This is a genomic window from Cellulophaga sp. HaHaR_3_176, from assembly GCF_019021925.1.
GTDB lineage: Bacteria > Bacteroidota > Bacteroidia > Flavobacteriales > Flavobacteriaceae > Cellulophaga.
Window position 1 is genome coordinate 2010001 of record NZ_CP058990.1, and the last position, 23525, is coordinate 2033525.

General features: G+C 32.5%; 21 protein-coding genes and 1 rRNA gene (1 of these 22 running past the window's edge). 6 read left to right on the top strand and 16 right to left on the bottom strand.

From position 1 onward, the window contains the following. A 16S ribosomal RNA gene (locus tag H0I23_RS08870) occupies window positions 1–1143 on the bottom strand (it extends 376 nt beyond the left edge of the window). Window positions 1144–1514: 371 nt separating this feature from the next. Then, a complete protein-coding gene (locus H0I23_RS08875; RefSeq protein WP_216786054.1) occupies window positions 1515–2195 on the bottom strand; it encodes a DUF4294 domain-containing protein in 681 nt (226 codons plus the stop codon). Window positions 2196–2300: 105 nt separating this feature from the next. Here H0I23_RS08875 and H0I23_RS08880 point away from each other — a divergent pair, with 105 nt between their 5' ends. Both H0I23_RS08880 and H0I23_RS08885 read left to right on the top strand, forming a co-directional pair. Continuing rightward, window positions 2301–3389, top strand: coding sequence for a M42 family metallopeptidase (locus H0I23_RS08880; RefSeq protein WP_216782873.1), 1089 nt, complete (start codon window positions 2301–2303; stop codon window positions 3387–3389). A 57-nt stretch (window positions 3390–3446) separates the two neighbouring features. Further along, window positions 3447–3995, top strand: a complete 549-nt coding sequence (locus H0I23_RS08885) for an NUDIX domain-containing protein (protein WP_216782874.1) — start codon at window positions 3447–3449, stop codon at window positions 3993–3995. Here H0I23_RS08885 and hisS read toward each other — a convergent pair. The 6 genes from hisS to rpsF all read right to left on the bottom strand — a co-directional run bounded on the left by hisS (window position 3990) and on the right by rpsF (window position 10491). After that, complete coding sequence (gene hisS, locus H0I23_RS08890) at window positions 3990–5378, bottom strand: histidine--tRNA ligase (RefSeq protein WP_216782875.1); 1389 nt, start codon at window positions 5376–5378, stop codon at window positions 3990–3992. The two genes, H0I23_RS08885 and hisS, sit on opposite strands and share 6 nt — an antisense overlap. 147 nt (window positions 5379–5525) lie before the next feature. After that, window positions 5526–5996, bottom strand: a complete 471-nt coding sequence (locus tag H0I23_RS08895) for a DUF6495 family protein (RefSeq protein WP_216782876.1) — start codon at window positions 5994–5996, stop codon at window positions 5526–5528. A gap of 116 nt (window positions 5997–6112) precedes the next feature. Further along, complete coding sequence (locus H0I23_RS08900; protein ID WP_216782877.1) at window positions 6113–9289, bottom strand: carboxypeptidase regulatory-like domain-containing protein; 3177 nt, start codon at window positions 9287–9289, stop codon at window positions 6113–6115. Between the two features lie 95 nt (window positions 9290–9384). Next, window positions 9385–9837 carry a 50S ribosomal protein L9 gene (gene rplI / locus H0I23_RS08905; RefSeq protein WP_216782878.1) on the bottom strand — a complete coding sequence of 151 codons (453 nt, stop codon included), beginning with the start codon at window positions 9835–9837 and terminating at the stop codon, window positions 9385–9387. 13 nt (window positions 9838–9850) lie between these two features. Further along, on the bottom strand, window positions 9851–10147 hold the full coding sequence (gene rpsR, locus H0I23_RS08910; protein ID WP_216782879.1) for a 30S ribosomal protein S18: 297 nt from the start codon (window positions 10145–10147) through the stop codon (window positions 9851–9853). A 5-nt stretch (window positions 10148–10152) separates the two neighbouring features. Next, on the bottom strand, window positions 10153–10491 hold the full coding sequence (rpsF, locus tag H0I23_RS08915) for a 30S ribosomal protein S6 (protein ID WP_216782880.1): 339 nt from the start codon (window positions 10489–10491) through the stop codon (window positions 10153–10155). Between the two features lie 246 nt (window positions 10492–10737). Between rpsF and H0I23_RS08920 the strand changes: the two genes are divergently transcribed. Continuing rightward, window positions 10738–11430, top strand: a complete 693-nt coding sequence (locus H0I23_RS08920; protein ID WP_216782881.1) for a LytTR family DNA-binding domain-containing protein — start codon at window positions 10738–10740, stop codon at window positions 11428–11430. Window position 11431: 1 nt separating this feature from the next. On the opposite strand, the gene priA is transcribed toward H0I23_RS08920, so the two are convergent. The 4 genes from priA to nadC are packed head-to-tail and all read right to left on the bottom strand — an operon-like array spanning window position 11432 to window position 16165. Continuing rightward, window positions 11432–13888, bottom strand: coding sequence for a primosomal protein N' (priA, locus tag H0I23_RS08925; RefSeq protein ID WP_216782882.1), 2457 nt, complete (start codon window positions 13886–13888; stop codon window positions 11432–11434). Between the two features lie 11 nt (window positions 13889–13899). Then, window positions 13900–14337 carry a DUF2147 domain-containing protein gene (locus H0I23_RS08930; RefSeq protein ID WP_216782883.1) on the bottom strand — a complete coding sequence of 146 codons (438 nt, stop codon included), beginning with the start codon at window positions 14335–14337 and terminating at the stop codon, window positions 13900–13902. After that, window positions 14324–15307 carry a YihY/virulence factor BrkB family protein gene (locus H0I23_RS08935; RefSeq protein WP_216782884.1) on the bottom strand — a complete coding sequence of 328 codons (984 nt, stop codon included), beginning with the start codon at window positions 15305–15307 and terminating at the stop codon, window positions 14324–14326. Before H0I23_RS08935 ends, H0I23_RS08930 begins: the two co-directional genes overlap by 14 nt. Beyond that, window positions 15308–16165 (bottom strand): carboxylating nicotinate-nucleotide diphosphorylase, encoded by an 858-nt coding sequence (nadC, locus tag H0I23_RS08940; RefSeq protein ID WP_216782885.1) that lies wholly within the window; start codon window positions 16163–16165, stop codon window positions 15308–15310. Between the two features lie 110 nt (window positions 16166–16275). On the opposite strand from nadC, the gene rlmH reads away from it, so the two are divergent. After that, window positions 16276–16749, top strand: coding sequence for a 23S rRNA (pseudouridine(1915)-N(3))-methyltransferase RlmH (gene rlmH / locus H0I23_RS08945; protein WP_216782886.1), 474 nt, complete (start codon window positions 16276–16278; stop codon window positions 16747–16749). A gap of 58 nt (window positions 16750–16807) precedes the next feature. On the opposite strand, the gene serA is transcribed toward rlmH, so the two are convergent. The 4 genes from serA to H0I23_RS08965 all read right to left on the bottom strand — a co-directional run bounded on the left by serA (window position 16808) and on the right by H0I23_RS08965 (window position 20686). Continuing rightward, entirely contained in the window at window positions 16808–18700 is a 1893-nt protein-coding gene (gene serA, locus H0I23_RS08950) for a phosphoglycerate dehydrogenase (protein ID WP_216782887.1), read from the bottom strand. A gap of 143 nt (window positions 18701–18843) precedes the next feature. Next, on the bottom strand, window positions 18844–19545 hold the full coding sequence (locus H0I23_RS08955) for a DUF3307 domain-containing protein (RefSeq protein WP_216782888.1): 702 nt from the start codon (window positions 19543–19545) through the stop codon (window positions 18844–18846). Window position 19546: 1 nt separating this feature from the next. Beyond that, entirely contained in the window at window positions 19547–20152 is a 606-nt protein-coding gene (locus H0I23_RS08960) for a SatD family protein (protein ID WP_216782889.1), read from the bottom strand. A gap of 81 nt (window positions 20153–20233) precedes the next feature. Further along, the gene (locus H0I23_RS08965) at window positions 20234–20686 is read right to left on the bottom strand and encodes an isoprenylcysteine carboxylmethyltransferase family protein (protein ID WP_216782890.1); all 453 of its coding nucleotides are present in this window, start codon (window positions 20684–20686) and stop codon (window positions 20234–20236) included. A 68-nt stretch (window positions 20687–20754) separates the two neighbouring features. Between H0I23_RS08965 and H0I23_RS08970 the strand changes: the two genes are divergently transcribed. Both H0I23_RS08970 and H0I23_RS08975 read left to right on the top strand, forming a co-directional pair. After that, window positions 20755–21330 (top strand): non-canonical purine NTP diphosphatase, encoded by a 576-nt coding sequence (locus tag H0I23_RS08970; RefSeq protein WP_216782891.1) that lies wholly within the window; start codon window positions 20755–20757, stop codon window positions 21328–21330. Between the two features lie 257 nt (window positions 21331–21587). Next, window positions 21588–23477, top strand: coding sequence for a DEAD/DEAH box helicase (locus H0I23_RS08975; protein WP_216782892.1), 1890 nt, complete (start codon window positions 21588–21590; stop codon window positions 23475–23477). Window positions 23478–23525 lie beyond the last annotated feature (48 nt).

The window sequence follows — 23525 nt, forward strand, 5'->3', positions numbered from 1 at the left end:
TCTTGCTAGAGTCCCCGACATGACTCGCTGGCAACTAACAACAGGGGTTGCGCTCGTTATAGGACTTAACCTGACACCTCACGGCACGAGCTGACGACAACCATGCAGCACCTTGTAAATTGTCCGAAGAAAAGTCTATCTCTAAACCTGTCAATCTACATTTAAGCCCTGGTAAGGTTCCTCGCGTATCATCGAATTAAACCACATGCTCCACCGCTTGTGCGGGCCCCCGTCAATTCCTTTGAGTTTCATTCTTGCGAACGTACTCCCCAGGTGGGATACTTATCACTTTCGCTTGGCCGCTCAGTCCGAAAACCGAACAGCTAGTATCCATCGTTTACGGCGTGGACTACCAGGGTATCTAATCCTGTTCGCTACCCACGCTTTCGTCCATCAGCGTCAGTGTATAGTTAGTGACCTGCCTTCGCAATCGGTATTCTATGTAATATCTATGCATTTCACCGCTACACTACATATTCTAGCCACTTCACTATAACTCAAGACCGCCAGTATCAAAGGCAGTGCATACGGTTGAGCCGCAGCATTTCACCTCTGACTTAACAGCCCGCCTACGGACCCTTTAAACCCAATAATTCCGGATAACGCTCGGACCCTCCGTATTACCGCGGCTGCTGGCACGGAGTTAGCCGGTCCTTATTCTTACAGTACCGTCATCAATCTACACGTAGATCTTATTCTTCCTGTATAAAAGTAGTTTACAACCCATAGGGCAGTCTTCCTACACGCGGCATGGCTGGATCAGACTTCCGTCCATTGTCCAATATTCCTCACTGCTGCCTCCCGTAGGAGTCTGGTCCGTGTCTCAGTACCAGTGTGGGGGATCTCCCTCTCAGGACCCCTACCCATCGAAGCCTTGGTAAGCCGTTACCTTACCAACTAACTAATGGGACGCATGCTCATCTCTTACCGTAACCTTTAATATAAAATCGATGCCGACTCAATATAATATAGGGCATTAATCCAAATTTCTCTGGGCTATTCCCTAGTAAGAGGTAGATTGCATACGCGTTGCGCACCCGTGCGCCGGTCGTCAGCGGAGCAAGCTCCCTGTTACCCCTCGACTTGCATGTGTTAGGCCTGCCGCTAGCGTTCATCCTGAGCCAGGATCAAACTCTTCATCGTTGTTTTGTAAATATTATTACAACACAAAATATAAAATCATCCGAACCTAGCCCTTAATATTCTTTAAGCTATTATGTTAATTCAATTTATTTAATTACCGTTTCCAGTAATTAAACGCTGTCTTACAATATGTCAATGAACTTTTCTATTCCTATTTTCTCAGCTTATTTACGTGTCGTTGTTTCCCTAAGCGGCTGCAAATATACACCCTCTTTTTAAACCCACAAGCTTTTTTTTAAACTTTTTTAATCTTTTTTCTACCCAAATTATTAAACAACTCAAAACAAGCAATTTACAACTCAAAAAAAATGAAAATAAATTTCAGGAGAAAGATAAATATAAAGAAAACTAATGAGCTTTGCAAATAACCACTAGTCTTTCTTACTAGTCGCCCACTTATTAGATAGTGTAGAATAATCATAATTTAAAGCAGAATTTTGTCTTTCTATCTTAAATTCAGAGAAAGCACGTTGCAAAATGTCTTCTATCAGATAATCCTCATGAACTGTATCAGGATGAAATTCTTCTTTAATACTTATATCAAACATCTTTGCTGTTGTATTATACCAGAATGCCCTCCACCCATTTCGCAATTGCTTTACTAGATCAAATGCTGTTATACCTGTTTGCCTGTGTATTAATTTAATAAGTATCTGCCCCTCTGTTCTAGTTAACTTTTTTAATTCATCAGAAAACTCTCCTTCAACATACTTTTGAACTTCTTTAGTATATCTCCTTTTTTTATTGTTTTTTGTAATCTTAAGTAAACTATCATTTAGCTCCGTTAATCTCTCTGCTGCTAACTTAGCATAAGGATACACTTTCAATGTTTTTCTCCTTAATATATAGTACCGTAATTTATCATCGTAATTATCAAACTTCAATTTACTAAAAACATACACCTCTTCTAAGGCAATAGAACTCTGAACTATCGAATCACCTTCTATTCTAATCATTTTTTCAGCTAGAGAGTCTAAAATAATCTCTTCCTCTTGCGACAATCCAACAGAAGATATCATTAAAAATATAAAGAGGTATCTAAATTTATTCATCATTATCTATAGAAATACAAAATTCTTGCCAAAATTAATAATAAACATAAGCATCACTATTAAATAAAAGTGAATATTATTAACTTCGTTTTAAAACAATTACAAATGAGTACAACGAAAATTCTAAATAAAAAGTCTATTGATTTTTTAGAAAAATATCTAAACAACCCTTCACCTACCGGTTATGAGTGGGAAGGACAAAAAATATGGATGGATTACTTGAGACCATATGTTGACACTTTTATTACTGATACATACGGAACAGCTGTTGGAGTTATAAACCCTGATGCTAAATACAAGGTGGTTATCGAAGGTCATTCTGATGAAATATCTTGGTATGTAAACTACATTACAGATGATGGTTTAATATATGTAATTCGTAATGGCGGTAGTGATCATCAAATTGCACCATCTAAATGGGTAGATATACATACTGATAAAGGAATTGTAAAAGGAATTTTTGGTTGGCCAGCAATTCATACCAGAAACAGCTCGAAAGAAGAGCCGCCAAAATTAGATAACATATTTATAGACATAGGCGCTAAAGATAAAAAAGAGGTTGAAAAAATGGGTGTTCATGTTGGTTGCGTTATCACCTACCCTGATACTTTTCAAATTTTGAATGGGAATAAATTTGTTTGTAGAGCTATTGACAACCGTGCTGGTGGTTTTATGATTGCCGAAGTTGCTCGTCTTTTACATGAAAATAAAAAAGAATTGCCTTTTGGATTATACATTACTAATTCTGTACAGGAAGAAATAGGGTTACGTGGTGCTGAAATGATTACACAAACTATTAAACCTAATGTTGCTATAGTAACTGATGTTTGCCACGATACCACCACACCTATGATTGAGAAAAAGACTCAAGGCCATACGGAAATAGGTGCCGGACCAGTTATCTCATACGCTCCTGCTGTTCAAAATAAACTAAGAGAACGCATTATTAAAACTGCAGAGAGTAATAAAATACCTTTTCAAAGAATGGCTTCATCTAGATATACTGGAACAGATACTGATGCTTTTGCTTACAGCAATGGCGGTGTAGCTTCTGCATTAATATCTTTACCGTTAAGATATATGCACACAACTGTTGAAACCGTACACCAAGATGATGTTGAAAATGTCATTAAATTGATTTACGAAACATTACTTACCATTAAAGAAGGAGAAACTTTTAGTTACTTCGAATAATATTAAAAACCCTCTATTGTTACAATGGGGGGTTTCTTTTTTAAAGCCTATATATTGATGGATGAACTTATTGATATTTTAAACTCTGAAGGAAAGCGATTAAACAAAATAGCTTTAAAATCTGAAGCACATAAAAATGGCTGGTTTCACCAAACTGTGCATGTCTGGTTCTATACAAAAAGTGGACAGATTTTATTACAACAGAGAGGAAGAAACAAGAATATATTCCCTTTACTATGGGATGTATCTGTCGCTGGTCATATTGGTGCTGGTGAAAATCTTGAAATTGCCGCGATAAGAGAAACTAAAGAAGAAATAGGTATTACTATTTCTGTAAATGATTTAAAAAAAATTGGCGTTTTTAAATCTATTCAAAAACACAATGAAACTTTAATAGATTGCGAATTTCACCATACTTATATATGTGAACTAAAAACGTCCTTACCAAAGCTTATAAAACAAGAAAGCGAAGTAGAAGCTTTAACACTTACCTCGCTTTTAAAATTTTCTGAAGAAACTTGGGGATTAGCCAATATTAAAAAATATGTCCCACATAATATTAGCTACTACAAATCTGTAATTAAAGCTATTAAAGAAGTACTATAACGTACTTATAAAATCTTCTGCTTTTGCCAAGCTATATGTTTCTTGAGTATTCTCATTTATATTTTTCACCGTAAAAGATGCATTTTTCAATTCATCTTCTCCGATAATAATGATAAATGGTACGTTTTTATTTTTAGCAAACTTAAATTGCTTGTTCTCTTGCTTTTGATTTTTAGCACTATCAGGGTATAAATCTGCTTTTATTCCTTTTTTTCTAAATAGAGTTAAAAGTTTTAAAGATTCAAAAGCTTCTTTTTCTCCAGAATTCATAAAAAGCACTTCTAACGATTGATCTATAGCTTCCGGAAAGAGACCTAATTCTTCTATTACTAAGTAAATACGGTCTAAACCAAATGAGATACCTACTCCACTCACATCTTTTAAGCCAAATATACCTGTAAGATCATCATAACGGCCACCGCCACCAATTGATCCCATTTTCACACCTTCTGGCGCTCCAACTTCAAAAATAGCACCTGTATAATAATTAAGTCCACGTGCTAAAGTAACATCTATAGCTAAAGTTGCCGTTTGCAAGCCAAGTTCTGAAACTGTTTCAATAATAAAACGAAGCTCCTCTACTCCTTTTGAACCTTCTTCTGAAGAGGATAAAAGCTTCTCTAAAGCATCTAACTGCTCTACATTCGTTCCTGTTAAATTAAACAACGGTGATGCTTTTTCTATAGAAGCTTCAGAAATACCTTTTTCTAGCATTTCTTTTTTAACACCTTCTTCCCCTATTTTATCTAATTTATCTAAAGCTACTGTAAAATCTATCAGGTTTTCTTTAGCGCCGATTACTTCTGCTATACCTGCTAATATTTTTCGGTTGTTTAATTTTATAGTTGCTCCGTTTAATTTTAGCTCTGAAAAAACAGCATCATATAACTGAACCAGTTCAACTTCTTGCAATAATGAGTTAGAACCCACAACATCAGCATCGCACTGAAAAAACTCTCTAAATCTACCTTTCTGAGGTCTGTCTGCTCTCCAAACAGGTTGTATTTGATACCTTTTAAAAGGAAAATCTATTTCGTTTTGATGCATTACTACGTAACGGGCAAAAGGCACTGTAAGATCATAACGAAGTGCTTTTTCTGAGATTTTTGATGTTATAGTATTAGAATCTTTTCTAAAGTAAGTAGCTTCATCAACTTTTGATAAAAAATCACCTGAATTCAATATTTTAAAAATCAAACGATCTCCTTCCTCACCATATTTACCCATTAAAGTATCTGAATTCTCAAAAGAAGGGGTTTCTATCGGAGAAAAACCATAAGTCTGAAAATTCTTTTTAATAATGTCGAATATGTAATTACGTTTTACTACCTCTGAAGGTGAAAAATCTCTAGTCCCTTTTGCTATGGATGGTTTTTTTGCCATTTAAATTTTTATATTCTTGTCTTCAGTAGCACTGAGACGGTATAGTTATTACTATAATCTGTCTTTGATTTTACTATGACAGTGGTTTTATATTAATCAGGTTATTTCAAAATAGAAAACGCAATAATTTTTTTTGTAAATATCAGCTTATCCTATGACTTTTTCAAACCACTGATATAGCTCGCCTTTTGTAATTACAGCTCCTTGTTTTATTAAATCAAATTTATCAGCATTCTTCTCACCTTTATATGCTTTTGAAGCAGATAGGTATTCTACAAAATCTGATTGCCAGTTTTTCTTAAACCATTTGAATCCAATATCTGTGGTTAAATCTATTTCTGGATTCATCACCTTTACTGAAATGAGTTTCATTTCTTTATCTGTCAAATGAAATAAATGCATTTGTTGCGCTGAGATATTCTCTACAAACTCAACCTTTGTTAATACTCCCTCCCAAACTAAATCAGAAAAAACATCTATTTCTTCTTCTGCAACTTCTGGTTTATCATTTTTTATGGTTTCCCATTCTTCTCCTGTAATAGATTGTGTTGCCAAAAAGTTAATAAACTCTTGGTGTAATTCTTCTAATTGTTGTTTTGTAAGTCTCGTGTACTTCATCTACCTATTTTATATAAAATTCAAGCAATGTATAATCTAACTCAAATTCTTTTGCAAAAATAAAAAGGCTACACTAATTGTGCAGCCTTTTTAAGTATTAAATATTTTTTATTTTCTTAGAAAATATATCTTAAACCAAATTGCGCTTGCCATCTTGATGCTAAACTGGCATCAAACCCATAAGTATTAGTCAAACTAGGATCAAATGTATATGTAGGAATGTTTGTATTTTGATCTACAGTAACACCTATTGGACTCACATTATTTGGTTGTTGAATAACACCCCAATTAGAGTTAACTAAATTACCTACATTAAGAATATCAACACTAAACTGAATTTTGTTGTCATTGCTAAACGTATAATCTTGTAAAAACTTGATATCCCACTTACCTCTCCATGGCGCTAAAGCTCCATAACGCTCCATATATTCACCTCTATTTTCACTTAAATACTTATCTTGTTGAATATATGACTCAAAAGCTTCTGCTTGTCCAGCTCCTGAAAACTGCATTTGACCAAGTTCTGCTGATGTAGGAATATATAATAAGTCATTATTCTGAAAAGAACTATCACCATTTATATTTCCTGCGTACGTATAATTATAACGAGCACCTTGACCGTATTCAAAGAAAGTTGAAATTGTTGTATTCCATTTTCCTTGACCGTATTCAAAATTCTTAGATAATACACCAATAAAACGATGTGTATCTCCATATTTAGAAAAACCTAAAACATCTTCATTAGCATTTCCTAAAGTAGGATTAAAGTCAAAAGCATCACCAGTAATCTCTGCTTCAATAGAATTTACATCTTTAGCATTTAAATAGCTATACGCCCCCATTACATACAAACCATTATTGAAGTTTTTCTGCGCCTTAACAGAAGCATTCCAAATTCTTCCTTTATCTGAGTTTGTAAATACGTAAGCGTTAGTTGAACCTCCAAAAGCATTCGTAGCAAAATCTCCAGATTCATAAACTGGTCTATTATCCCCAGGTGCATTTAATGTTCCAGAAGGCGTATTCAAACCCCAGTTTTGAACATGAGACGCATTTAAATCTTTTGTATAAGAAACATCAGCCGTTAAAACTATATCATTTTCAAAACGATGATCTATACCTAAGTTAGTTCTCCAAACTTGTGGCCATTGAAAATCAGGATCAACCGCTTGGTAAAAGAAAAAATCAACACCTTGAACTTGGTTACCCAACCACACAAAAGGAAGTCTACCCGTAAATACACCTGTACCACCTCTTAATTGAGTTGTTTTATCTCCTTTTAAATCCCAATTGAAACCAAATCTAGGAGAAATTAACCAGTTATTATCTGGTAATTGTTCAGAATCTATTAATGTTTGCTCACCTGTATTTGGGTTATAGTACAAATTATCTGGTTGATAATCACCAATTTTTCTAGCTATATTTTCTCTAATTTTATCTCTGGTATCAAAATAAAGAGGTTTATCAAAACGAACACCGTAAGTCAATTTTAAATTCTCAGTAGCATTCCATTCATCTTGTAAATAAAAAGACATTTGACCTACATTAGTTTCTGCTAATTGCCAGCCATCTCCATCTGCAAATTGATTGTTATTCGCAAATTGAGCTTCAGCTCCTTGAATCATACCATCAATTAAACCACCTGGTTGAGCAAAAGATAAAAAATCATTTACTGATAAAAAGTTTCTATCATCACCAAAATCAAATGGTGTACCATTTACATCAAAACCAAAAGTACCTCCATAATTTCCTAAATTAAAAGAGTTATCAAATTGAAATTTTTCAAAAGAAAAACCTACCGTATAAGTATGATTACCCTTAAAAATATTCATATTATTAGTCAATTGAAAAACCTTTTGATCTAAGCGATTATGAATAGAGAATGGTTCATGACCTGCTACTATATAATTAGACCCTGCACCATCTTGAATAATTATACTTGGAGCTGGTGAAGAAAGTGGGTTTCTAAAATCATCAAAATGAGTATAACCAATTTGTAATTTATTAGTTACTTCATCTGTTAAAGTTGAATTTAATTCAAGCTGAATTGAATTTAATTTATTATTGATTTCATATCCAGATTTTTCAAATTGAAGTGTTGAAAAGCTTGGTCCTCTAGCCCCTATAGCAGTTGGGTGAGCTGGTTTTTCACTAGATGCATCTAAAAAATTATAAATAAGTGCTAATCTATTTTTATCGTTAATATTCCAATCTAATTTAAAAAGTCCTTTTGTAGATCCCGATCCGTATGTAAAACCATTATAACTACCTGTATCATAACCAAGAGTTGCCAATGCTGACTGCACTGTCATTAAATCAGATTCTAAAACTCTAGATTCATTAATTGCTCCTGAACCTGTATTCGGAACCCAGCCGTTTGTCCCTAAGTCATCTCTTTCTTCTTTTTCAAAATTAACGAAGAAAAACAATTTATTTTTAACAATTGGACCCCCAATACTTACACCGTATTGATTTTGTGATAATTTAGGTTTTATCACATCTTCACCTTTTACTTTACCACCTGTTAAATCTTCATTTCTAAAAAAACCATAAACAGTACCATGAAACTCATTTGTTCCACTTTTAGTAACCGCATTTACAGTAGCTCCTGTAAAACCAGATTGAGTAACATCATAAGGAGCAGTAGATACTTGAATTTGCTCAATAGCATCTAATGAAATAGGTTGAGATCCTGTTTGGCCACCTGGTGTTGGAGAATCTAAACCAAATGGGTTATTAAAAATAGCACCATCTAAAGAAAAGTTATTGTATTGATCATTACGACCACCAAAAGAGTTTCCACTAGCTGTTGGCTCTAACCTTGTAAAATCAGATGCTGATCTTGAAATCGTAGGCAAACGACTCAATTCTCTTCGACCAACACTAGTTTCTGCACCTGTACGATCACTACCAAAAGTACCACTCTGATCAGATATTACCACAACTTCCTCTAAAGCTTGGCTATCTGATTGCATGTTTATATCTGCATTAAAAGTTTGACCAAGTGTCAAGTAAACATCAGGTATTACTTGTGATTTGTAACCAACATAAGAAAATGTAAGTTCGTAAGGGCCACCTACTCTAAGGTTTAGTAAATTAAATCTACCGTCTTCATTAGAAATAGCACCATACTTAGTTCCTGTTGGAGTATGTACAGCAACAATATTAGCCCCTAATAAAGGCTCATTTGCATCATCAATAACAATACCTTTTATATTAGATGTTGTTACTTGAGAAATTGCACTAAAAGAAACAATACATAGAAATATTGTTGCGCAAACTTTTTTTAACATAATTGAGTGAGTTTTAGTTTGCGGTAAATTTAGAACAAAAAAAAGAGAGCTATGCACGCATAACTCTCTTTTTAAAAAATTTTGTTAACTATTTGTTAACTATTTTCTCCTACAACTTCGAAAGGGAAATCAAAAATCACATCTCTATGTAATCTTATTTGTGCATTGTAAGGACCTGTTCTTTTAACAGCTCCACCTTGAATAGCAATAAATTTCTTTTCTATTTCTTGACCAGCTTTAGCTAATGCATCAGCTAAATCATTGTTAGTAACAGAACCAAATAATTTATTACCTGCTCCAGATTTAGCAGAAATTTTAATTTCTAGTTGTTTAATTGCTTCTGCAGTTTTAGTTGCTGCATCTACAATTTTCTTTTCTTTATGAGCTCTTTGCTTTAAATTTTCTGCTAATACTTTTCTAGCAGAAGATGTAGCCATAACAGCTTTTCCGTTCGGAATTAAAAAATTTCTTCCGTAACCATTTTTAACAGTTACTAAATCATCTTTAAAACCTAAGTTTTGTACGTCTTCCTTTAATATAAGTTCCATCGTTCGCTTCTTTTTATTTTAATAAATCACCAACATATGGCATTAACGCTAAATGACGAGATCTTTTTACAGCAACTGCCACTTTTCTTTGAAATTTCAAAGAAGTACCAGTTAATCTTCTAGGAAGTAACTTCCCTTGCTCGTTTACTAATTTGATTAAAAAATCTGGATCTTTGTAATCTACATACTTAATACCAGACTTTTTAAAACGACAATACTTCTTCTGAGAATTCGTATCTATGTTTAATGGAGTAAGATACCTGATCTCTCCATCTTTCTTACCTTTTGCTTGTTGTTCTATTGACGACATACGACTTAAGCTTTAGTTTTTAACTTTGTTCTTCTTCTTTCTGCCCATGAAATAGCATGCTTATCTAACTTTACTGTTAAAAATCGCATAACACGTTCATCTCTTCTGAATTCTAACTCGTAAGGAGAGATAACTTCACCTGGAGCTGTAAATTCAAACAAATGGTAAAAACCACTTTTCTTGTGTTGTATTGGGTAAGCCAGTTTTTTTAGGCCCCAATTTTCTTTTGATACCATCTTGGCATCTTTGCTAATTAAGAAATCTTCAAATTTCTTAACTGTTTCCTCTATCTGTGTATCAGATAGAACGGGATTCAAAATGAAAACAGTTTCGTAATGATTCATATTAATATATATTTTTAGGAGCGCAAAATTAACAATTATTTTGAGTTATCACAAGATTTAGCAAAAAACTTCGTTATAAAGTAAATGAATTACAATTAACATAAGCCAAATCTAAAATAAACCAAATCTTTAATCATGTTTTTTACTGAATACACAACATATTATGTCATATTCACATCTTTTGTTGCAGTTCATCGACTTTTTTCAGTAATTTGCCTATGATTTAATCCCGCAAATCAACCATTTATGAAATTAAGAAGTATAATAGTAGACGATTCTTCAATGCAAAGGATGGCAGTCGCTAAGTTAGTAAACAACCATCCAAACTTAGCTTTGGTTGCTGAGTACAGCAACGCTATTGAAGCAAAGAATGGAATTAAAAACAATGAGATTGATTTAATTTTTCTAGACGTTGAGATGCCTATTATCAACGGTTTTGATTTATTAGAGTCTTTAGACAACAGACCTCAAGTTATTTTAATCACAGGAAAGCCTGATTATGCTTTAAAAGCTTTTGAATATGACGTAACGGATTACCTACATAAGCCGATTACAATGTCTAGATTTGATGCTTCCGTAAAAAGAGCGATATCTAAATACGAACAAATGCATCGAGTTAATGAAGATGAGGAGCATATTTTCGTAAAAAGTAATCTTAAAAAAAGAAAAGTTATTCTAAACGATATTAAATGGGTTGAAGCTTTAGGTGACTATATTAAGTTGGTTACCGATGAAGCAAACATAGTTATATTATCTACTATGAAATCTTTCGAAGAACAATTACCAAGTGATAAATTTCTTAGAATTCACAAATCATATATTATAAACTTAGAAAAGGTTGAGAAGTTTAACAGTAAAAATGTTGAAGTTAGCGGGCGATCAATTCCTTTAAGTAGAAATAAAAAGACAGAATTAGCTGAGGCGCTTAATAACGTATAAACTAAATATAGTCTACATTATAAATTACCCGTACGCTTGCGTAATGTGAAATAGCATTAAAAGATTTTTCTATTCTTTTAATGCTATTTTTAGTTTTAGGTAATGATTGTCCTACTGGAATTTTTATCAATACATTTTTCAAATATTGATTTCTTATTCTAGCAACAGGCGGAAATTCGGGCCCTAAAACATGTACACCAAATGAATTTCGCAACCCTTTAGTAAACCATTCAGCAGCTTCATTTAGTTTACTATAGTCTTTGTGTTTAAAAGTTATTTTTATAATTCTGTTTACTGGTGGATATTTATGCTGCTGTCTTTCGTATAATTGTTCTTTATACATACCCATATAATCACCCGTTGAAACTTGTTTTAAAATTTGGTGGTATGGATTATAACTCTGAATTATAACTTTTCCTGTTTTCTGGGTCCTTCCTGCCCTACCTGCAACCTGTGTTAATAATTGATAACTACGTTCATGAGCTCTAAAGTCAGGGAAGTTTAGTAAGGTATCTGCATTCATAATACCTACCAAGCTCACATTTCTAAAATCGAGTCCTTTTGTTAGCATTTGAGTACCCACTAAAATATCTAATTCTTGCTGCTCAAAAGCAGTAATTATTTTTTCATATCCATGTTTACCTCGTGTCGTATCTAAATCCATTCTACCAATTTTAGCATCAGGAAACAATGTTTGAAGCTCTTGCTCTACTTGTTCTGTACCAAAACCTTTTGTATCTAAAGTAGCTACACCACAAGCATCACAAGCTAGTGGTAATGCTATATTATAACTACAATAATGGCATCGTAATTGTTTTTGATATTGGTGATATGTTAAACTTACATCACAATTTGGGCATTGCGGTGAATGCCCGCAAGTAGTACATTCTACAATCGGCGCAAAACCTCTTCTATTCTGAAATAAAATTACTTGCTCTTTATTTTGAAGTGTTTCTTCTATTTCTAAAAACAAACGTTCAGAAAAATGACCTTTCATTCTCTTTTTTCTAGTCTGCTCTTTTATATCTACCAACTCAATATCAGGCATTAAAACATTTCCAAAACGCTTTAATATACTTGCATAACCGTATTTACCATTTTCTACATTATAAAAACTTTCTACACTTGGCGTAGCTGATCCTAAAAGTATGTTTGCATTATGAATATGAGCTAAAACGATTGCCGCATCTCTTGCATGGTATCTTGGAGCAGGATCATACTGCTTAAAAGAGCCCTCATGCTCCTCATCTACAATTACCAGCCCCAATTCTTTAAACGGCATAAAAAGAGCTGACCTGGCTCCTATAACAATTTGAGCCTTTGATTTGTTTGTTAAAACGTTATTCCAAACTTCTACCCGCTCTTGAACACTATATTTTGAATGATATACAGCAACCTTTTCCCCAAAGTATTCTTGTAGTCTTGAAATTAGCTGTGTTGTTAATGCGATTTCTGGCAACAAATACAAAGCTTGTTTTTTACTCTTCAAACATTGCTCTATCAACTTTACATAAACCTCAGTTTTTCCAGAAGATGTAACTCCGTGTAAAAGTGTTGGTTTTTTTAATTTGAAATTTTCTTGAATATCTAAAAAGGCCTTTTGCTGATACTCATTTAAAGACTTTAAGTCTGAATTTTCTGTATCATTTAAATAAATCACTCTATCTGTTTGCACAAAATATTCTTCTAAAATATTTTTATTAACTAAAGATTTAATAGTTGCAGAAGAGCTACTACTAGCTTCTTCCAAATCAGATACTTTTATAGGCTTTTTAGTAGATGCTTGTAATTGAAAAAGAGAAAGAACTACCTGGCTTTGTTTTGGTGCTCGAGTTAAAGAATTTAGAAGTTCTTCTAGCTTTTCTTCAGATTGAAAAAGTTTACTCATTCGAACATAACGCACCATTTTTGGCTTATACTGCTCATACACCTCTTCTTTTAATATAATTATGTTTTTATCTAATAAGCGATTTAAAACAGGTAAAATATTTTTCTTATCTAAAATGGAACTTATTTCATGAACTCTTAAAATAGATTGATGACTTAAGGCCTCGTAAACCAAAAATTCATCATCTAAAAGCTCTAGTTCATCTATGTTTATTTTAGTGTTTTTTAATATTAAGGTTTCACTTTCTAACAAAAAAGCACTAGGTACAGCTGTTCTAAAAACCTCGCCTATACTACACATATAATATTCTGAAATCCAGAACCAATGTTTTAACTGAGCTTCAGTAACTACAGGTGTTTCATCTAAAATTTGATGTATTTCTTTAGCTTCATATACCGTAGGTGGTACTTGATGGACTTCATGCACAAGTGCACTATATATTTTTGATTTTCCAAAAGGAACGGCAACCCGCATTCCTGGCTGAATAAACTCAGCTTCAGCTGCCGAAACACTATATGTAAATAGTTTTTCTAACGGAATAGGTAGAATTACATTAATAAAATTAAGCATTATCGTATTTTCTAATCTTTTACTCTTAACCAAGTTTGGGTACGGTAAATAAATGACAAATACCCTCTAACTTTAAGCTCGTCGGGGTTATCAGGGTTTAACCATATTTTACATCTAAATGTCATGGCTTGTTCTGGATCGAATAATTTTTTACCTTTCCACTCACCATCTTCATGTAGCTCAGCTGCGTCTATAATTGTCATTCCCAATACAGGTTTATCTTTTAAATCCCCTTCACACTTGGTACATTTTACATCTTCTTTGCCTTCTTCTAAGATTTTTATAATCTTACCATACATTTTACCATCTTGCTTATAAATTTTTATAACTCCTTTTGGCTTACCTGTACGGTCGTCTATCGTTTTCCACTCATCAAAAACCCCCTGAGCTGTTCCAATATTTATCGATAATACTGAAAGGGCTATTAACATTATTCTAAAGTAATTCATCTTTCTTTTTTAGGTTATTACGTAATGCATTTAAAGTAGCATTTAACTCAAAGCCTAACAATAATATATTTGAGTTCAACCAAATAAATACCATTAAAATTAACAACCCTCCTAAAGTACCATATAACTCATTATATCTAGCAAATTTTTCTACATATACCCCAAATAAATATGAAGTAAAAACAAAAAGTAAAGTTGTCATTAAAGCTCCTGAAGAGAAAAACTTTGCTTTTTTACCTTCTGCAGTTCCAAAATAGTACAAAATAGCGGTTGTCAAATACGATAATATGATAAAAAATATAACTTTTGCAATTCGAACACCCACTATATCTGCCTCTTCCACATTGGCTCCGTATGTTTTACCTACCAAATCACTAGCATATTCTACTATATAAAATTCTGAATACACAAATGTTATTGCAGCTACTATAAGTAATATTGACAATACCAAACCTACCATTAAAGCATAAGCATATTGCCTAAAAAAATTCCTTGTAAGATTTACATGGTATGAGTTTTCAAAGCCTCCAAAAATAGCGTTTACACCATTTGCTACTAAAAATATTGAAATTAAAAAGGTAGACGATAACAAACCTCCTCTTTTCTGATCTTTTATCTGAATAAAAATATTTTCAAAATAATCGCCAGTTGCTGATGGTAAAAAAGATTCTAAAAAAGATAAGAAATCTGCCTCAAAATTAGTCTCACCCCCTATTTGGATATATGGAATTAAAAATGGTAGTAGAGTAATTAAAAAAATCAACAAAGGGAATAAAGCCATAAATAAACTAAATGCAATTGCACTAGCTCTGCTTGACAATGCCCCCTGTACAATACCTGACAGATACATCTCTATCAGATCATACATAGAAAGCCCTTCAAAGGCAGATAGCTTTACTTTTTTAAGTAAGCGAGCTAACCAATTTACAATCGGAATTTTCTCAACTTTTTCCTCTATTGCTGCAGACATTTATACCGCTTTAAGACTTAAGTCCATATTATAAACAGAGTGCGTTAATGCACCTGATGAAATATAATTTACACCACAATCAGCATATTTACGAATTGTATCTTCATTAATACCTCCTGAAGATTCCGTTAAGCATTCTTTATCTATCAATTTCACTGCTGTTCTTGTGTCTTCAAAACTAAAATTATCTAACAAAATACGATAAACACCTTTTGCATCTAGTATTTGCTGTACTTCATTTAAATCTCGAGCTTCTACTATAATCTTTAAATCTCTATTGGTTTCTTTTAAATATTGTTTTGTTTTAGCAATCGCTTTATCAATACCACCTGCAAAATCGATATGGTTGTCTTTAAGCATAATCATATCATATAAAGCGAATCTATGATTTTCTCCTCCTCCAATTTTTACTGCCCATTTTTCAAGTGCACGAGTACCAGGTGTTGTTTTACGTGTATCCAATATTTTTGTTTCCGTACCATCTAACAGGTTAACAAAAAACTGAGTTTTAGTTGCTATAGCACTCATACGTTGCATTGCATTTAAAACTAGACGTTCTGCTTTTAAAATACTTTGAGAACTACCACTCACATAAAAAGCGATATCACCATATTTAACAGCATCTCCATCTTTTAAAATATGTTCGATTTTTAGATTTTCATCTACATAAGAAAAAACCTCTTCAGCAAACTTTATACCTGCAATGACACCTTCATCTTTCACCAAAAGCTTAGCTTTACCAACTGCACTTTCAGGTATACATGCTAACGAACTATGGTCACCATCACCAACATCTTCTCGGATGGCATTGGCTATTATCAACTCTATCTCTTTATTAAATTGCGCTTGTGAAATCATTCGTTTATTTTCTTAATTGCTAATTTACTAAATACTTTATAAGAACTCTTGTTGATTATAAATTTATAATCTTAATTATTAAAAGTCAATTTTCTATTTAAATTTGCAAGATGACAATTAAACTACTTGCCATCGGAAAAACAGATAGCTCACAACTATCTGCACTTACAAAAGAATACGAGAATAGATTGAAGCATTACGTTAAGTTTGAGCTAGAAATTATACCTGATATAAAAAACACTAAAAATTTATCAGAAACACAGCAAAAAGAAAAAGAAGGAGAAGCTATCTTAAAAAAACTAAACCCTACTGATATTTTAATTTTATTGGATGAAAATGGGAAACAATATACATCTGTAGATTTTTCGAAGTTCTTACAAAAACAAATGAATGCAGGTTTTAAACAATTAGTTTTAGTTATTGGTGGCCCTTACGGCTTTAGTGATGCCATTTACCAGCAAGCACGCGGAAAAATAAGTTTATCTAAAATGACATTTTCTCATCAGATGATACGCTTGTTTATTGTTGAGCAGATATACAGAGCTTTTACCATATTAAAAAATGAACCTTATCATCATCAATAAAAAACAAAAAAGCCTCAATTTTAAAATTGAGGCTTTTAATCTTATATAAAACTACAGATTAGTACAATACTCTAAATTTAATTGTATTTTCTATCTTTTTAAGTTCTTTTATAACATCTTTATTATACTCTTTATTTACATCAGAAATAACATAGCCAACCTCGCTATCAGTTGATAAGTACTGACCCGTAATATTCAACTCATAACGTGCAAGAACTTCATTTACTTTAGCCATTACACCTGGAACATTTTTATGTATATGTAAGAATCTATGAGATTTATTCTGCTTAGGTAATCTGATATTAGGAAAATTCACAGCATCAACCGTATTACCAGAGTTCATATATTCCATAATTTTATTAGGAACAAATTCTGCTATATTTCGTTGCGCTTCTTCCGTACTACCTCCAACGTGTGGAGTTAAAATAACATTAGGAATACCTTTTAATTCTGTTTCAAAATCACCATTACTTCTTGGTTCTTTCGGAAAAACATCTACTGCCGCACCACCAAGTTTACCACTTTTTAATGCCGAAGCTAATGCTGGAATATCAACAACAAAACCACGTGCTAAGTTTACAAAAATAGCACCGTCTTTCATTTGGTTAATTTCACGTTCACCAATAAAATTAAGGTTTGCTTTATTATCATCTATATGTAATGTTACCACGTCAGATATATTCAATAAATCTTCAAGAGTATTACATTTAACAGCATTACCTAGAGCTAATTGATCATTAACATCATAATAGTAAACTCTCATCCCTAATGCTTCTGCAATAACAGATAATTGTTTACCGATATTACCGTAACCAACAATACCTAAATTTTTACCACGAACTTCTCTTGAGTTTGCAGCTGTTTTATTCCATTGCCCTTGGTGAATTTCTGTACTACGCGTAAATACACTACGCATTAACATAATTATTTCACCAATTGCTAATTCTACAACAGAACGTGTATTACTATACGGAGCATTAAAAACTACAATTCCTTTTTTCTTACAGCTATCCAAATCTATTTGCGTTGTTCCAATACAAAATGCAGAAACAACCATTAATTTATCTGCTGCTTCTAAAACTTTTTCAGTAACCTGTGTTTTAGAACGAATACCAAGAACATGAACGCCCTTAATTTTTTCTATTAACTCTTTTTCTGACAAACTATTATTAACTGTTTCTACAGAAAAACCTGCATCAGTTAAACTACTAAATGCATCAGGGTGCACATTTTCTAACAACAACATCTTTATCCTGTTCTTAGGATAAGAGATTTTTCTAGGTAAATCGTTCACAAATAAAAATTCATCAAGGTTAGGTGTAATATAATCTGCATTTTTTGCAGCTTTTTCTCGGTGTACATTTTCAGTATAAGCAAAAAATTTATCTGCAATACCAGCTTCACGCATCACATAATCGCTATAACCATCACCAATAACTTGAACCTCACCGTCAAGGTTCATATTTTTTAGACAGTCAATTTTTCCGTTATGCATTGCTAAAACATTAGTTTCATCAAAACCAATGATTCTTCCCTCTTCATCAAACTTAAAAGTATTTGCATATACTCTATCTGAAGGAATGTTATATTCTTTTACAATAGGATCTATAAATTCTTTAAAGCCACACGATATTACATAAATATCATCTGCATAATCTCTAAAGAAGTCTTTATTAGCCTCTATCGATTTAGATATTTTTGTTCTTAATTCTTTAACCAATTCGGATAAATCATCTTTATGCGCATTCAATAATTTAATACGCCTTTCTAAAGATTCTGTAAAGGAAATATCTCCATCTATACCTAAGTTGGTAATTTCTTGAATCTCCTTAATAATCTCATCTTTATTAGATTTACCTACTAATGTTAATTCTGCTAATACATCTAATGCTTCTACTCGCGTTAAAGTACTATCAAAATCAAATACATACTTTCTGCCCGTTGCGACCATGATTTAAAATTAAGCAAGCAAAAGTAAAAATTAATTTTCTCGAAACTTGTGATTTTAACCTAAAACTAATATCGATTTAGGTTTTCTAACATTTTGATGTATAATTGTTTCTATAAGCTGTTAAAAATTATCAATATCGCATTTTATTGAAATTTCAAATACACTAAACCTGTTAAAATTGCCATACCAAAACTTAGTAAGGTTCCTATTAAAATATATTCTGTTAATTCTCGACTATTACCGTCTTTTAAATCGTTAAATCGAAATACCGATTTTGCTGCTATTAAAAAACCTATTACTTCCCACCTACCAATAACTATAAAAACCACAACAAATGTTCGCTCTATAATACCAATATACATACCTGCGTTTGGCAGTGACTCGTGATCATTTTCGATATACTTAGACATACCGTCTAATAACTTACCTATAATTATTGCCGACGGAAAACTCACAAAAACCAACGCCGTTACCAATTTAATATCAATTTGTTCAATAAGTGCTAATGTATGACTCCCTAAATCGCCATAAAAAGCACACGCATATAAAACTCCTACATGTAATAATTGATCTGCAAAAAACGGAATATTTTTATTTTCAAAATTAGAGGTTACATACAGTTTAATAACATCAATTAAATAATGAGAAACTGCTATAACTACAGCTATTTTCCAATAACTAAAATCCCATAACAATAGCATTGTTAACAAAAAATGCATGAATATATGAATGTATAAATATACAGACTTGGCTTTTTTAGTTTCTTTATCTGCTACCCATTTTTTAGGCTGAAAAATAAAATCACCTATCAAGTGTGCTAAAAAAAGTTTTGTAAATAAAATCATACTATTTTTTATTTATTAGTGATGAATAATATGCGAGTACTTGTTGTACTAAATCTAATCTTGCTCTTTTTTGCCGTTGACTAATTGCTGATTGTTGTACACCTAATTTATCTGCAATTTCTTGCTGTTGTGCATGTGGGCTTTCTAATGCTATTGTTATTATTTCTGCAGAAACAGGGCTCCAATCATCCATAAAATCTAATGCTAGTTTTATAATTAGATTTAAAACAACATCATTCTCTACATTTTCTGTTGCAATTGCTAAACTAAGTTTTTGGTCTTTTAGTTTTTCAAAAATACGCCCTGATAATTGATACGCTGTTCCGTTAGACTCACTTACACTTGCTCCTATAAAAGACTCTTTCCCTAAGCCTACTCCCATCCTAACATCTAACCCTTTTACTTTCTTAATACATGCTTTTATACCTATAGCGACTTCTAAGGCCTTTGCAATAGGTACTTTAATTTGAAATTCATCACCCCTATATACCTCCCAATGCTCTGGAGTATTACCGTATTTAGATAGTTGTAACTTTAACACACTCAACCATTCCGTAACCTTATAATGCTCTGAATTGATAATATCCCCTGTTATAACTGCAATCATAATATAAGTTAAAACGCTAATATATTAAAATATAAGCTAAAAAGCTAATAACAACACTTATTAGTAAAAATGCTTATGTAATTAAAACCACCTTCTCACACTTATTTTGTAATTCTTATATTCTTTACCAAACAGCTCTAAAAGAGCTTTTTCTTCTGGTATAATTTGAAATTTATTCATATAAGAAACAAATAATGCCGCTAAAACAGCATTAAAAGCATTACCTAAATATAGTGCCCATACCAATAATAATAGTAGCATTGCTAAATACATTGGATTACGCGTAAAGCTATAAATACCTGTAATAACTAGCGACGAAACACCTTCTAGTTTTACAGGGTTTATTGTCGTTTTATTTTTTAAAAACTTTAAAATAGATGTAACAGCTATAATAGATGATAAACCAAAAAGAATATACATTAAATAAAACCTTCCTGTAAAATCAAAAAAACCTACAGGTAAAAAATATGCTAAAACATACATTAGAATACCAGCTATTAATAAAATTACTATTGGTGGAATTTTTAAATGCATCTGCTAAAATTATAAAAGTTTAAAATACTATTTTTGAAATACCTTATTAAATAAGAAAACAAATTTACATGAAACTTGTATTTGCCACACACAATCAAAATAAAGTTAAAGAGGTGCAGTTATTAATGCCCAAAAATATAACATTACTATCTTTAAATGATATTGATTGTTTTGATGAAATTGCAGAAACAGCAAATACTCTAAAAGGCAATGCTCAATTAAAAGCTGATTTTGTTACTGAAAAATATGGTTATAATTGTTTTGCTGATGACACCGGTTTACTAGTTGACAGTTTAAATGGAGAACCTGGTGTTTTCTCAGCAAGATATGCCGGTGAAGAAAAAAGCACAGAAGCCAACATGGCTAAATTATTAAAAAATTTAGAAACAAAAGATAACCGAGTTGCTCGTTTTAAAACATGTATTGCGTTAAATATTGATGCAAAAAAATATAAATTTGAAGGAGAGGTCGAAGGAATAATCACCAAAGAAAAATATGGAATTGACGGTTTTGGCTATGATCCAATATTTAGACCTAACGGATTTGACAAGACATTTGCCGAATTACCAATAGAAATAAAAAACAAAATAAGCCATCGCGGAAGAGCTATTCAAAAACTAATAAAACACCTTAATTTATCGTAAATAACTATAAATCAAATTTATAAAACGCAATAAATAGATGGTTTTTTAAAATTAAAAAATAAATTCTCCCTCTCTACCCCTGCTATTTAAAGGGCTTTAAAAAAATAAACTCACAAATACTGCTAGTTGACAAATTAACAGTACCTTTGCACCTTTAAATAACGCCGCTAGTATAGCATGTGTTGCGCTGAGTTTTAAAGGTTATATCGTTAATCGCTCTATGCAACAGACATATTTGCGATTAAGTATAACATATTATGACAAAATTTGAAGCGCTAGGATTGAAAAAATCTTTATTAGACGCTATTACTGACATGGGTTTTGAAACCCCTTCAGACGTACAAGAAAAAGCAATTCCAATTCTTTTAGAAAGTGATACCGATTTAGTAGCTCTTGCTCAAACAGGAACAGGTAAAACAGCTGCTTTTGGTTTCCCATTAATTCAAAAAATTGATGCAGATAGTAGAACCACTCAAGGTTTAATACTATCACCAACTCGTGAACTTTGTTTACAGATCACTAAAGAAATGCAAGCATATTCTAAATATGAAAAGAATATTAATGTTGTTGCTATTTATGGTGGAGCTAGTATTACAGATCAAGCAAGACAAATAAAACGCGGAGCACAAATTATTGTTGCTACACCTGGTCGTATGAAAGATATGATGAGCCGTGGATTAGTTGACATTTCTAAAATTGACTTTTGTGTTTTAGATGAAGCTGATGAAATGTTGAACATGGGATTCTTTGAAGATATCAAAGAAATTTTAGTAGATACTCCAAAAGAAAAAAATACATGGTTGTTTTCTGCTACCATGCCAAGAGAAGTTGCAACGATTGCTAAAAAATTCATGAATAGCCCACAAGAAATTACTGTGGGAACAAAAAATTCAGGAGCATCTACAGTACAACATGAATATTATGTAGTTAGTGGTAGAGATAGATACCCTGCTTTAAAAAGATTAGCTGACACAAACCCTAATATTTTCTCTGTTATTTTCTGTAGAACTAAAAGAGATACTCAAAAAGTTGCAGAAACTTTAATTGAAGACGGATATAATGCAGGAGCACTTCACGGGGATTTAAGTCAGAACCAAAGAGATTTGGTAATGAACGCTTTCCGTAAAAAACAAATACAAATGTTAGTGGCTACTGATGTAGCTGCCAGAGGTATTGATGTAGATGATATTACTCACGTAATTAACTACCAACTACCTGATGAAATTGAAACATACACACACCGTAGTGGTCGTACAGGAAGAGCTGGTAAATCAGGTACTTCTATGGTTATTATCACTAGAAGTGAACTTAGAAAAATAAAAGCGATTGAGAACAAAATCAATCAAAAATTCATCACAAAAAACATTCCTACAGGAATAGAAATTTGTGAAATACAATTAAATCACTTAGCTAACAAGATAAAGGATACAGAAGTAAATACTGAAGTTGAAAAATATCTTCCTGCTATTAATGAAATATTTGAAGGCTTAGATCGTGAGGAACTGATAAAGAAAATGGTTTCTGTTGAGTTTACGCGTTTCTTCGATTATTACAATAAAACAAGAGATTTAAATTCTGGATCATCAGAAAGAGGAGAAAGAAATAACGAAAGAGGTTCTGGAGAAATTCCTACAAACGGATCTGTTCGTTACTTTATCAACGTTGGTGAAAGAGATGAGTATGATTGGATGTCTTTAAAAGATTTCTTAAGAGATACTCTTGAAGTTGGCCAAGACGATATTTACAAAGTTGATGTAAAAGAAAGTTTTTCTTTCTTTAATACCGATGCCGCAATCACACCTAAAATTTTAGAAACTTTTAAAGATTTTAAAGTAGATGGTAGATTTGTAAACGTTGAAATTTCTAGCAACCCAGGCGGTGGCGGAGGTCGCAGCGGTGGCGGTGGTAGAGATAGAAACCGTGGCGGTGGAGGTAGAGATCGTAATCGCGGTGGCGGTGGAGACTTCCCTAAAAGAAGAGAAAGATCATCAAAAAGTGGTGGTTACGGTGGTAGCAGTGAAGGAGGATCTAAAAGAAGATCTGGTGGATCTGGATCTAGCTCTAATTCAGGCTCTAGAGGAGGCAGCAGAGATTCTGGTGGTTCATCTAGCGGAAGTAAAAGCAAACGTAGAGGTGGGTTCTTTTAGAACATTCACTTTTAGTTAATTTCATATTAAAAAATACGCTTCGGCGTA